General features: G+C 67.2%; 13 protein-coding genes. 8 read left to right on the forward strand and 5 right to left on the reverse strand.

The genetic code is table 11. From position 1 onward, the window contains the following. Positions 1-53: 53 nt before the first annotated feature. Together G1H10_RS20980 and G1H10_RS20985 are read right to left on the reverse strand one after the other, a co-directional pair. Complete coding sequence (locus G1H10_RS20980) at positions 54-374, reverse strand: XRE family transcriptional regulator (protein ID WP_216853508.1); 321 nt, start codon at positions 372-374, stop codon at positions 54-56. Beyond that, entirely contained in the window at positions 371-733 is a 363-nt protein-coding gene (locus G1H10_RS20985) for a type II toxin-antitoxin system RelE/ParE family toxin (protein WP_163741413.1), read from the reverse strand. The genes G1H10_RS20980 and G1H10_RS20985 overlap by 4 nt, the downstream gene beginning before the upstream one ends. Before the next feature lie 201 nt (positions 734-934). Between G1H10_RS20985 and G1H10_RS20990 the strand changes: the two genes are divergently transcribed. From G1H10_RS20990 to G1H10_RS20995, 3 genes are all read left to right on the forward strand, one after another. Further along, complete coding sequence (locus G1H10_RS20990) at positions 935-1,630, forward strand: protein kinase family protein (protein WP_246219765.1); 696 nt, start codon at positions 935-937, stop codon at positions 1,628-1,630. A 716-nt stretch (positions 1,631-2,346) separates the two neighbouring features. Then, complete coding sequence (locus G1H10_RS34050) at positions 2,347-2,472, forward strand: hypothetical protein (RefSeq protein ID WP_281354332.1); 126 nt, start codon at positions 2,347-2,349, stop codon at positions 2,470-2,472. Positions 2,473-2,630: 158 nt separating this feature from the next. Beyond that, complete coding sequence (locus G1H10_RS20995; RefSeq protein ID WP_163741417.1) at positions 2,631-3,512, forward strand: diacylglycerol/lipid kinase family protein; 882 nt, start codon at positions 2,631-2,633, stop codon at positions 3,510-3,512. A 36-nt stretch (positions 3,513-3,548) separates the two neighbouring features. Here the strand turns inward: G1H10_RS20995 and G1H10_RS21000 are convergent, their stop codons facing one another. Further along, positions 3,549-4,565 (reverse strand): DNA topoisomerase IB, encoded by a 1,017-nt coding sequence (locus G1H10_RS21000; RefSeq protein WP_163741419.1) that lies wholly within the window; start codon positions 4,563-4,565, stop codon positions 3,549-3,551. A 74-nt stretch (positions 4,566-4,639) separates the two neighbouring features. Here G1H10_RS21000 and G1H10_RS21005 point away from each other — a divergent pair, with 74 nt between their 5' ends. Together G1H10_RS21005 and G1H10_RS21010 are read left to right on the forward strand one after the other, a co-directional pair. After that, positions 4,640-6,835, forward strand: a complete 2,196-nt coding sequence (locus G1H10_RS21005) for a prolyl oligopeptidase family serine peptidase (RefSeq protein WP_163741421.1) — start codon at positions 4,640-4,642, stop codon at positions 6,833-6,835. Positions 6,836-6,885: 50 nt separating this feature from the next. Next, positions 6,886-8,022 carry a mechanosensitive ion channel family protein gene (locus tag G1H10_RS21010; RefSeq protein ID WP_163741423.1) on the forward strand — a complete coding sequence of 379 codons (1,137 nt, stop codon included), beginning with the start codon at positions 6,886-6,888 and terminating at the stop codon, positions 8,020-8,022. A 625-nt stretch (positions 8,023-8,647) separates the two neighbouring features. Here the strand turns inward: G1H10_RS21010 and G1H10_RS21015 are convergent. Continuing rightward, on the reverse strand, positions 8,648-8,908 hold the full coding sequence (locus G1H10_RS21015) for a hypothetical protein (protein ID WP_163741425.1): 261 nt from the start codon (positions 8,906-8,908) through the stop codon (positions 8,648-8,650). Between the two features lie 159 nt (positions 8,909-9,067). Here G1H10_RS21015 and G1H10_RS21020 point away from each other — a divergent pair, with 159 nt between their 5' ends. Continuing rightward, positions 9,068-9,496 (forward strand): hypothetical protein, encoded by a 429-nt coding sequence (locus tag G1H10_RS21020; RefSeq protein WP_163741427.1) that lies wholly within the window; start codon positions 9,068-9,070, stop codon positions 9,494-9,496. 70 nt (positions 9,497-9,566) lie between these two features. Here the strand turns inward: G1H10_RS21020 and G1H10_RS21025 are convergent, their stop codons facing one another. After that, positions 9,567-9,992 carry an OsmC family protein gene (locus G1H10_RS21025; protein ID WP_163741429.1) on the reverse strand — a complete coding sequence of 142 codons (426 nt, stop codon included), beginning with the start codon at positions 9,990-9,992 and terminating at the stop codon, positions 9,567-9,569. Positions 9,993-10,176: 184 nt separating this feature from the next. Between G1H10_RS21025 and G1H10_RS21030 the strand changes: the two genes are divergently transcribed. After that, on the forward strand, positions 10,177-10,575 hold the full coding sequence (locus tag G1H10_RS21030; protein ID WP_163741431.1) for a globin: 399 nt from the start codon (positions 10,177-10,179) through the stop codon (positions 10,573-10,575). 223 nt (positions 10,576-10,798) lie between these two features. Continuing rightward, complete coding sequence (locus G1H10_RS34670; RefSeq protein WP_163741433.1) at positions 10,799-12,448, forward strand: glycoside hydrolase family 13 protein; 1,650 nt, start codon at positions 10,799-10,801, stop codon at positions 12,446-12,448. Positions 12,449-12,543: the final 95 nt, after the last annotated feature.

Here is a 12,543-nt window from a genome sequence, read left to right on the forward strand (position 1 = left end):
CGCCGTGCCCGAGAGATTCTCGACAACCTGTGAGAGCAAGCAGTGAGTGTCCGTCATGCAACCCTGAACCGCTCGTCGCCGAACTTCGCGACGATCTCGATCTCACCGCCAAGTGCCTCTACATAGGAACGCAGCGTACCGATCTCCGACCTATTCAGATCCCCTCGTTCGATCCGGGAAACCCTCGGCTGCGTCAGGCCGACCCGCCTGGCTACCTCAGTCTGGTTCAATCCGTATGCCTCACGGATCTCCGCAAGGCGGTGTGCCCGGGCCTCCGCCAGCATCTCCTCCCGGATCTCCCGAACACGCGCCTTGCGCTCCGGCGTGCTCGGCAGTGCCTCCTTAACGTGCTTCCACGTCCGCGCCATCGTCATTGCTTCCTCTCGATCTCGTAGCCGCCATCTAGCCACTTCTGGTAACGCTGCTCAGCCACAGGAATGTTCTCTCGGTACCACTGCTTCCACTGTCCGGCCTGGTCCCCCGCGATCAGCAGTACGGCTTGCTTCTGCGGATCGAACACGAACAGGATCCGAATGTTGGATGGCCTCAACTCCTTGAGGTTCTTGATCCGAGAGCCGTGGATCGTGTCTACGTAGGGACGTCCGAGCGCCGGGCCTCCTTGCGCGAGTAGATCGATCGCCGCCTCGACATGAGCTGCAGCCTCCTTGTCATGGTGGACAAGGTTCATGAACCACTCGTCCACCTCATCAACGAGGATCATTTCCCAGGCCATCTCTCCGATTATGACGAGTATGGCATATGATGTCAATAACATAATGCCTGGCAGGCGGCCAGCTTCTAGCGCGCACAGGACGCCGGGCCTGGAAGCGCCCCGGGCTAAACTGAGCTGGCGTCTGCCATCGATGGAGCCGAGCTGAGATCTATGACGGCCTCGCGCCTTTCCCCCATGTCCACCCATGACCTCGTTCGCCGAATGGGTCGCCTGTTCGCGATCTTCGACGAACGCAGCCAGGACTCCGGGCACGTTTCGTACGGCGTCGATACCGGCTCGGCACGCTACTTCGTCAAGACTGCCGGCGGCCCCGCGCCCAGTGCCGCCGGAACGAGTCGCGACGAGCGGGTCAGCGTCCTGCGCCGTGCGGCCGAAATCCACCACATCGACCACCCGGCGCTGGTGGCACTTCATGATGTGATCACGACATCCGACGGCATCGCGGTGGTATATGACTGGTTCGACGGAGAGCTCTTGCACTGCCCGCGCGAACGGCGACAGAATCCGGCCGAGGCACACCACCGGTTCAAGACCCTGCCCGCCGAGATCATCGCCAGCGCCGTAGACGAGGTGATCGACCTTCATGTCGCGCTTGAATCGGCCGGGTGGGTCAACGGCGACTTCTACGACGGATGCCTGATGTACGACTTCCGCTCAGGCGACATCCGGGTGATCGATTTCGAGTGTTATCGGCAAGGCCCTTACCTGAACGACAAAGGTCGGCTACCGGGTTCAACGCGGTTCATGGCACCCGAGGAGTTCGAACTCGGAGCAACGATCGACTCGCGGACATCGGTGTTCAACCTGGCCCGAATGGTCGAGATCTTCTACCTCGCCGAACACGAATCGCCCGCCGCGCGCGCTCGTCGCGTCGGCCACCGCCCCCTTGCCGGATGATCGTCCACAACGCGTAGCCGATCTTCAAACGGAGTGGAGAGCAGCCTATTCACCCTCCGGCTCGAAGTACGAGTCCGTTTCAGGCAAGTACGCCCTGTAGGTGCCCCCCGCCTCTGACGCTCCTCTGTTGCCGGTTTGCCGAGCGTGTTGCACACCCTTAGCCGTAAGGATCAACTCTCCGGCCTGAGCATTTCCACTAAGAATCATCTCGTCAAGATGCACCAACAGAAGGTTGATGCCACCGGTGTACCGATCGGAATCTGGCCAGAGCGACGATCGAGTCTCTTCATCCAATCGGACATCTTGATCGAATGTGTCGGGGTTCAGTTGCAAGGACACACTTGGCTCGAGCTTTCGCCCTTCCCAGCTTCGAATCATTACACGACACTCATCCACGACATAGGTCGCGTCGGCACCATGCTCTCGCAGTCGCTCGACGAAGGTATCGAGCAAGGAGTTAACCATGACACAGCATTCTTAGCTCGCCGGACTCATAACCATCATCTCTTGCAAACACCCCAGCATTCCCGGGGATTAAAGACGCGAGACGTGCCGTACAAATGATCACAAACACAATAATGCCACGAAAGATCCCCTTGCGACCCACCACGGATCCCCACATCCCTGCCGCTGAATAAACTACAATCCGACAATTGGATCTAACCGCATGAACACCACACATTCAAGGATTCTAGACAGGTCTGATCGTCAGCAACGTGGTAGCAGCGACCCTGGTCGAGCGCGATACCGCTTTGGGCATCGACGATCTGCTGACGACGCTTGCGGGCATCGGCTTGGCTCTTCTCGTCGAGTTCGGGGTGTTCCGCCGCGACGGCTCGTGAAAGCCGTTGAACTTCTGCCGCCACGTCGACGAACACTCCGTGATCCTGGTCCAGACCCGCGCCCGCCGTGCCGTGCGAGAGACTGGGTGATGCTCATCCAGGCGCCGTGTGCTGCCGCTTGGATGCAGCGGGTGAACTCGATTGCAATCGGAGGAGCTGTGCGTACGTTCACCGCCGTCGTGAACCCTCATGCGGGTACCGCGGGCTGGTCCCGACGGACCGTCGCGGCACGGCTGCATCCGGTGCTTCGGGCGCTGAGCGATGTCGGCGCCAAGGTGACCCTGGAACACAGCAGCAGCCTCCAGCACGCCGTCGACCTCGCCACCGTCGCGGCGGAGCGCGGCGACGTGGTGCTGGCGGTCGGCGGCGACGGGACGGTCGGGGCGCTCGCCGGGGCTATGGTCCGTACCGGCGGGACGCTGGGCATCGTTCCGGTCGGCCGCGGCAATGATTTCGCTCGTCAGCTGAACATACCGGCCGACACGGCGGCGCTGGCCCGGTCCCTCCACGACGCTGAACCGAGGATCGTCGACGTCATCGACGTCGACGGGCGCGTCGTCGTCGGAAGCGTGTACGCGGGGATCGACGCGGTGGCGAACGGCTACTTCAACCGGGCACGAATCCTTGGCGGAGTCGCCTATCACTACGCGGCGGCGCGAGCGCTGGCCGGCTGGCGAGCGGTCTCGTACCGCGTGGCCATCGATGGCACGCCGCATGATCTCCGCGGCTACACGGTGGTCGCAGCGAACTCCGGCTACTTCGGCAACGGACGGCACGCCGCGCCGGACGCACGGGTGGACGACGGACTGCTCGACGTGGTCGCGCTGACGGACGTTCCGAAGCGGACGTTCGTCTCCATCGCCATGCGCGAGCTCTACACCGGTGCACACGTGAACCGGCCCGAGGTGCTGGTCTTCCGCGGCCGCGACGTCCGGGTGGAGGCCGACCGGCCGTTGCCCGTCGGCGGAGACGGCGAGTTGATCGGCACGCTGCCGGTGACGGTGCGGGTGAGGCCCGCGGCGCTGCGCGTGCTGGCGTGAGCCGACCGCCATGACCGTGCCGTGCCCGTTGCGTGGTCACTCGTCACCGGTCAGCAATTCGAGCACGGCACGCTCGATGGACGGGTTCATCGCCAGACCGCCGATCTCATCCGTGTCGACTCCGGCGACGGCCGCCTTGATGGTCTGCCCGCGTTCGAACGCGTCCACCACCGCGGGATCCACATACGACGACCGGCACACCGCCGGCGTATTGCCGAGACACGCTCCGACCTCGCGCATGGCCTGAGTACGTGCCCGCTTGCGCGCCGTCGGGGTGTCAGTGCGCTCCGCCACGGCGAGGGCGGCCGCGGCCAGCACCGTGCCGTGCCAGGTGCGGAAATCCTTGGCGCTGATGTCGTCGCCGAACAGCTCGTGCAGGTAGCCGTTGATGTCCGCCGAGTTCACGTTGTGCCAGCCGCGATCCTGGTAGTAGGCAAGCAGCGTGTCGTCCGGGTCGCGGCGGCGCAGCAGGGCCCGGATCACCGCCACCACCTGTTCGTCCGCCACCGACTGCACACGTTCCTGGCCGGACTTGGCCGGATAGTCGAAGACCAACGTGTGCCCGCGCCGCACCTCTACATGTCTGGCCAGCAGCGTCGCCAACCCGTATGAGCCGTTCTCCTCCGCGTACTGCTCGCCGCCCACCCGGAAGAACCCGAGGTCGAGCAGGCGCGCGGCCGCGCCGAGCACTCTCCTGCGGTTCAGCCCGCGGCTGCGCAGATCCTCGGCGATCTGCTTGCGCGCATCCGGCAGCCGCCACCCGAACTCGAGGATCCGGGCGAACTTCTCTCGATCCTTCCGGGCTCGCCATTGCGGGTGGTACAGATACTGACGCCGTCCGGCGTCGTCGGTCCCCACCGCCTGCAGGTGCCCGTTCGGCCACGGGCAGATCCGCACGTCCCGCCACGCCGGCGGGATGGCCAGCGCGCGGATGCGTCGCAGCGTCTCGTCGTCGATCAGCCGCCGGCCGTCGACGTCTTCATAGCTGAACCCGCGCCCGCGGCGGCGCCGTCGCAACGCCGGCCCGGCCGGATCCCATCGGCGCAGCCGCACCGTCACCTCCGTCGCTCAACCCGTCGTCGCCCTCCCGCCTGCCCGGCGGTGACCGGTATGTACCCGGACATTCCATGATCACCGGGAAGCGGGAACGCGCACCCGTCATTGCGGGCCACCGGGGCCGACCTCGTAAAGTCACTCAGGTGACACATGACAGCTCGACCTCGCCGTACCCGGCCGCGCCGAAGGGCGACGACGCCGACGTCCTGCACGGAGTCACCGTGCCTGACCCGTTCCGTGCGCTGGAAGACCCGGACGCCGACGCCACGCGTGCGTGGGCGGACGCCCAGGACCGGCTGCTGGAGCGGCACCGTGAACGGTGGACATCCCGAGAAGGGTTCCGGCAGCGGCTGACCGAGCTGCTGCGCTCCGGCTCCGTCGGAGCCCCGGTGTGGCGCGGCGAGCGACGCTTCCACAGCCGGCGGCTGCCGGACCAGGAGCATGCCGTACTGCTCACCACCGACCCGGACGGCACCGAACGGACGCTGATCGATCCGGTCGTCGTCGACCCGTCCGGCACCACCACGCTCGACGCCTGGCAGCCGTCGAAGGAGGGTGACCTGCTCGCCTACCAGCTCTCCGAGGGCGGCCGCGAGGAGTCGGTGGTGCGGGTGCTGGACGTGCGCACCGGCGACGTCGTCGACGGACCGATCGACCGGGCCCGCTACTCGCCGATCGCCTGGCTGCCCGGCGGCAAGGCGTACTACTACGTGCGCCGGCTCGCGCCGGATGCCGTGCCGGAAGGCGAGGAGCAGTACCACCGGCGGGTGTACCTGCACCGGCTCGGCACCGATCCGTCCACCGACGTGGAGGTCTTCGGCGCCGGCAAGGACAAGACCAACTACTACGGCGTCTCGGTCAGCCGGGACGGCCGTTGGCTCGTCGTCACCGCCCGGCAGGGCACCGCACCCAGGCACGACGTGTGGCTGGCCGACCTGGAGGCCGCCGACCCAGCGGTGCCCGAACTGCGGCCGGTCATGGTCGGTGTCGACGCGCTGGCCGGACTGCACGTCGCACGCGACGGACGGCTCTACGCGCTCACCAACCTGGACGCACCGCGCGGGCGGCTGACCGTCGCGGATCCCCGAACGCCGGAACCCGAGCACTGGCGCGACCTGGTAGCGGAGGACCCCTCGGCGGTGCTGGAAGACTTCGCGATCCTGGACGGGGCCGAACTCGACCGGCCGTTGCTCCTGGTGACGTGGACCCGGCACGCGATCTCCGAGATCACCGTGCACGAGCTGGAGACGGGCCGCCGGCTGAACAGTCTCCCCCTGCCCGGCCTCGGCAGCGTCGGCGGGCTGGTGGAGCGGCCCGAGGGCGGCCACGAGTCGTGGTTCGTCTACACCGATCACGGCACGCCTGCACGTGTGCTGCACTACGACGCGCGCACGCACGAGGTATCCGTGTGGGAGGACAGTCCCGGCGACGTCGACCTGCCTCAGGTCCGCTCCAAGCAGGTCACCTACCGGTCCAAAGACGGCACCGAGGTCCGGATGATCATCCTGTCGTCCGCCGCCGGTGCCGGCGCCGATTCCGACGGACCGGACCGGCCGCGCCCGGCTGTGCTGTACGGGTACGGCGGGTTCAACATCTCCCTCACGCCGGCTTACAGCGCCAACGCGCTCGCGTGGGTGGAAGCCGGCGGCGTCTGGGCGGTCGCGAACCTGCGCGGCGGATCCGAGGAAGGCGAAGAGTGGCATCGCGCCGGCATGCGCGCGAACAAGCAGAACGTCTTCGACGACTTCCATGCGGCCGCCGAGTACCTCGTCGAGCACGGTTGGACGACGCACCAGCAGCTGGGTATCTCCGGCGGATCCAACGGCGGCCTGCTGGTCGGGGCTGCGCTGACCCAGCATCCGGAGTCGTTCGGGGCCGTCGTCTGCTCGGCTCCGCTCCTGGACATGATCAGGTACGAGCAGTTCGGCCTCGGTGCGACCTGGAACGACGAATACGGCACGGTCGAGGATGCCGAGGAGTTCCGGTGGCTGCTCGGGTATTCGCCGTACCACCATGTCCGGCCGGGTGTCGCCTACCCGGCGGTGCTGTTCACCGTGTTCGACGGCGACACCCGGGTAGACCCGATGCACGCCAGGAAGCTGGCCGCCGCATTGCAGGACGCGACGTCGGCCGGCCCGGAGCACCGGCCGATTCTGATCCGAGCGGAGCGAGAGGTCGGCCACGGTGCACGCGCGGTCTCCCGGACCGTCGACCTTGCCGCCGATCAGCTCGGCTTCCTGGCCGAGCAGCTGCGCGTCATCGAGTGAGGAACGCCGTCCACGGCTTCATCTGAGAAACGCAAGGACGTGACGACACCATGACCTACTTCGCCCAAAACCAGGAGGACGACCCGGAACGGTTCAGCGGCGACTGGTGGACCGATGTCCTGCTGGACAGGCCGATCCAGCTGCTCGTCCTGGTCGCGCTCGCGGTGATTCTCCGCTACATGCTGCACAAGGTGATCGCCAGGGTGGTCAGGCGGACCGTCGATCGGGAGCCGCCGAAGTCCGTGCTGGGCTCGGAGACGGCGGCCCGGATCGTCTTCGGCAGTGCCGGGGCTTACTCGGAGCGACGTGCGTTGCGGGTGGAGACGCTCGGATCGCTGCTGAAGAGCGTGACGACCTTCGTCATCGGCGTGATCGCCGTCGTGATGGCATTGGACATCCTCGGGTACCCGATCGGGCCGTTGCTCGCGTCGGCGGGTATCGCCGGGGTCGCGCTCGGGTTCGGCGCGCAGAACCTGGTCAAGGACTTCCTCGCCGGTATCTCGATGCTGCTCGAGGACCAGTACGGTGTCGGCGACGTGATCGACATGGGTGAGGCGTCCGGCGTTGTCGAGGCGGTCGCGCTACGGGTGACGCGACTGCGTTCGGTGGACGGCACGGTCTGGTATGTCCGCAACGGCGAAGTCATCCGGATCGGGAACTCCAGTCAGGACTGGGCCCGTGCGGTGATCGACGTCGGCGTCTCCTACGACTCGGACACCGCCACCGTCCGTCGGCTCCTGGAGGAGGTTGGGCACGAACTCGCCACCGAGGAGGTGTGGAGCGACCTGATTCTGGACGAGCCCGAGGTGTGGGGTGTGGAGGCGCTCGGTGCCGATAGCATCGTCGTCCGGCTCGTCGTGCAGACCAGGCCGTTGGAGCAGTGGAAGGTCGCTCGGGAACTGCGGGAACGGATCAAGCGACGGTTCGACGCCGAAGGTATCGAGATCCCGTTCCCGCAGCGGACGCTGTGGGTGCGGCAGGGCGAGGCAGTCGAGCCCGAGACGGCCGGCGCCGCCCCGACGACCACCGGCGAGGAGCATGCCGGTGCGGCACCGGCGCCGTCCACCGCCAGGTCGACACCTACGGTCAGGGAGGCGGAGACCGACGAGGAGCAGCCGGTGCCGACCGCGGACACTCCGGAGGAACAGCAGCAGAAGGCGGAGCGTCCGCCCGCTCCAGAGGTCTGATCCGGCCGAACGGGCGCAACCGGACAAGTCGTCTATGTAGCAGCGGTATAGGGACGTCTGCTTAGGATGCTCGGGCCCATGATGACCAGCATGTCAGCCGTTCCACGGCGCTGCGCCGCACCAGCGGTCGCCGAGAATCGTGACGAACACGCTGACTGACGAAGCGACTGTAGGCTAACGTTCCGCCGTGACATCTCACCCAGAAGAACACCCCGAAGAGCCAGGGCTGGCGCCTGACCCGCCCTCGGATACGCAGGACACGCATATTCTCTATCCGCAGCGTATGGAGAATGCGCTGTCGTACGACGAGCCGCAGCAGATGGCGCCTGCGCCGTCGTACGACGAGCCCTCGCAGCCGCCCATGGGCTCGGACGCACCACAGCCGCCGACCGGCCTGGAGCCGCCTTCACCGCCCGCTGGCGAGTCCGCTGGACCGTATCAGCCGGACGGCCGGGCTTCGCATCAGGAGAATTCTCCGCCCCAGCCACCGCACGGACCGCCACCCCGCCAGGGACCCCCACCCCACCAGGGACCCCCACCCCACCAGGCACCACCACCCCACCAGGCACCACCACCCCACCAGGCACCACCACCCCACCAGGCACCACCACCCCACCAGGGACCGCTACCCGGCCAAGCGCCGCAGCAGCCACACGCCCCCGGCCAGCCCTACGGTGCGGAACAACCGCCTTATCCGCCCGGACCGCAAGCGCACCCCAACGCCGGCTCCCACGGTCCGGCTGGGAATCCTCAGTACGGTCCACCGCCGGGTCTTGCGCATCCGCAGGCGCAGCAGCCGTTCCCGCCCGGCCAGCAGCCTCCGCCGGGCCCGCAGCACCCGCCGGGCCAGCAGTTTCCACCCGGCGCCCAGCACCCGCCGGGCCATCAGCTACCACCGGGCCCGCAGTACCCGCCGGGCCAGCAGTTTCCACCGGGCCCGCAGTACCCGCCAGGCCAGCATTTCCCTCCCGGCCAGCAGTACCCGCCCCCGTACGGACCAGCGAACCACGGACGGCAACGGCCAACGTCACCGGCGGCGTTGTATGTGTCGGGCTTACTCTTCGTGGCCTGCTCGGTGCTGTCGTTCATTCTCGCCATCGCCGGCTGGGACGGCCCCAACCAGGCAGAACCCGAAGTCACCATCGCACTGGTCGGTTTCGCGTTCGCAGACCTGGCCGATCCGACGACCAACCTCGACTACACGATCGTCACCACCATGATCGTGGCCGGAACCACGCTGCTGCTTGCCGTGTTGCAGATGGTTCGGCTGCCGTTCGCAAGGTTCGTTCTGGCCATAATCGGCACGCTGCTGAGCATCTACTACGTGTTCGCCCTGATCGACGCGTTGACCAGTGACTTCCCGATGGAGGACTTCATCGCCCTGGTGATCGTCGCGCTGGTGCTCTGGGTGGCGGCGACGGTCGTCGTCGTCCTACCCGCCACCGCGAACGCGATGAACCAGCACAAGCGCTGAACACCCACAACGGCCTGCAGAGTGAGGGTTGTCAGCCACACTCTGCAGGCCGTTGTCGTCAGGCGAGATCTCAGGCGAGGGCGGCGTCGAGCGTGATGGTCGTACCGGTCAGCGCCTGGCTCACCGGGCAGCCTTCCTTCGCGGCCTCCGCGGCGGCGACGAAGTCCTCCTCCGAGATGCCCGGCACCACACCACGGACCGTGATCTTGATGCCGGTGATCCCCTCACCCGGCTGGAACGTCACGTCGGCGCTGGTGTCCAGCGACGTCGCCGGCGTGCCTGCCTTGGCCAGCCCGTTGGAGAACGCCATGGAGAAGCACGCCGAGTGCGCGGCAGCGATCAGCTCCTCCGGAGACGTCTTGCCGCCCGGCTCCTCGGCCCGAGCCGGCCACGAGACGTCGTACGTACCCAGTCCAGAGGACTGGAAGGTCACCTTGCCGGCGCCCTCGAACAGGGTTCCTTCCCAGCGGGTGGAAGCAGTGCGTGTGGTGGCCATGCGTGTCCTTTCGCGAATCTGACGTGTGGTGAACGATTCCCATCCTGCCCTGCTGAAGCGCGCCGGCGACAACAGGGCCACCCACATCCCGAAGCGAACGACACTTCGGTCGTGATCACGACCGAGATGCATGCCCGTTCCGATGCCCCGGCCACATTTCGCCAGACGCGGGCGGATGGGGACAATGGGGAGCGTGACTTCGCGAGTGGACAACTTCTATGACGCCGTGGGCGGGGCGGACACCTTCGCCCGCCTGGTCCGCCGGTTCTACCAGGGCGTGGCCGAAGACCCCGAGTTGCGGGCCCTGTACCCGGAGGAGGATCTCGGCCCGGCGGAAGAGCGTCTGCGGATGTTCCTCGAGCAGTACTGGGGCGGCCCCACCACGTACTCGGACCAGCGCGGTCACCCGCGGTTGCGGATGCGCCACGCCCCGTTCAAGGTCAATCCCGCCGCCCGGGACCGGTGGTTGCACCATATGAAGGTCGCCGTCGACGAACTCGACCTTCCCCCGACCTACCGCGAGACGCTCTGGGACTATCTCGAGCGGGCGGCCTTCTCCTTGGTCAACACGTTCGAGGACTGAACACGCGTCGTCCCCCACCGGACCAGCCGCCACGACTCGGCAAAGCCGGTGTGAAGACGACTTCGGTGGGTTCCAGCGCCTCAAACTCGTCTTCACGGGCGGCGCTGGCCGGCCGATGGTCAGACCGTTCACCCAGCGGGTCCGGGGGCGGTCTTCGCTGTGAGGCAGTCCACATTGCGGTAGGGATCGCATCGGCGCGGTCACCGTCATAGGCTGGCGGCTCGTGACAGAGTCTCGTAGCGATTGGTGGCGGCACGCCACTATCTACCAGGTTTACATCCGTTCCTTCGCCGATGGAAACGGCGACGGCGAGGGCGACATCGGCGGCCTGAAGAGCAAACTGGCCTACCTGCACAACCTCGGGATCGACGCGATCTGGATCAACCCCTGGTATCCGTCGCCGCTCAACGACGGTGGCTACGACGTGGCCGACTATCGTGACATCGATCCGCGGTTCGGCGACCTGACCCAGGCCAAGGAACTGGTGTCGGAGGCACACGACCTCGGGCTCAAGGTGATCCTGGACATCGTTCCGAACCACAGCTCCTGGCAGCACGAATGGTTCAAGGCGGCGCTCGAAGCAGGCCCAGATTCACCGGAGCGGGCGCGCTACATCTTCCGGGACGGCAAGGGTCCCGGCGGCGACCTCCCGCCGAACAACTGGCGCAGCGTGTTCGGCGGCCCGGCCTGGGAGCGGATCACCGAACCCGACGGCACCCCCGGCCAGTGGTACTTCCACATCTTCGACGTGAGCCAGCCGGACCTCGACTGGAGCAACCCGGAGGTCCGCGACGAGTTCCTGGACGTGCTCCGGTTCTGGTTCGACATGGGTGTCGACGGCTTCCGCATCGACGTCGCACACGGGATGGTCAAGGACATGACCAAGCCGGACCTCCCGTACGACGAGTCCAACCTGCTCGCGTCCCCCAAGATCGCCGATCACCCGTTCTTCGACCGAGACGGCGTGCACGAGATCTACCGCGGCTGGCGCGAGGTGGCCGACGCGTACGATCCGCCGCGGCTCTTCGTCGCCGAGGCGTGGGTGGAGCCGCCGGAGCGGCTGGCCCGGTACGTCCGCGACGACGAGTTGCACAGCGCCTTCAACTTCGACTACCTGAAGTCGCCCTGGTCCGCGGCCGAGCTGCGGGAGTCGATCGAGCAGTCGATGTCCGTGCTCGGAGCCGTGGGCGCGCCGGCCACGTGGGTGCTCGAGAACCACGACGTCGAACGGGTCGTCACCCGGTACGGACGCCTCGACTCGACCGGTGGCACGGTGCGCGACCGCCCGGAGGTCCGCGAGTATGACCAGGAGCTCGGCTACCGGCGGGCACGGGCGGCAGCGCTGCTCATGCTCTCGCTGCCCGGCGGGGCGTATATCTACCAGGGCCAGGAGCTGGGTCTTCCCGAGGTGCTCGACCTGCCGGAGGAGGCGCTGCAGGATCCGGTATGGGAACGGTCCGGCCACACGGAGCGCGGCCGGGACGGATGCCGCGTGCCGCTGCCGTGGAGCGCGGGCGGACCGTCGTGTGGTTTCGGCTCCAACGGTTCCTGGCTGCCACAGCCGGACGGCTGGGGCGAGATGTCCGTCGAGAAACAGGACGGCGTCGACGGCTCGATGCTCGAGCTCTACCGGGCGGCGCTGCGGACCCGCCGCGACCATCCGGCGTTCCGCTCACCGACGATGGTCTGGGACGACAGCCTGGGCGCCGACGTCCTGGCCTTCCGGCGAGAGCCGGGCTTCACCTGCGTGGCGAATCTCGGCGCCGAGCCGGTCGCTCTGCCGGCACACGACGAGGTGATCCTCGCCAGCGCACCGCTGAACCACGACGGTACGTTGCCCGTCGACGCGGCGGTGTGGCTGCGCACCGGCTGACGTCGCGGGGCACCCTTGGGAACCGGACCGGTGGCTGCGGTGTAGAAAGACTGACACCTGCCGACGCCGAGACGGAGAAGAGGGAGCGTCACGGA

The organism is Phytoactinopolyspora halotolerans, from assembly GCF_010550675.1.
Lineage (GTDB): Bacteria > Actinomycetota > Actinomycetes > Jiangellales > Jiangellaceae > Phytoactinopolyspora > Phytoactinopolyspora halotolerans.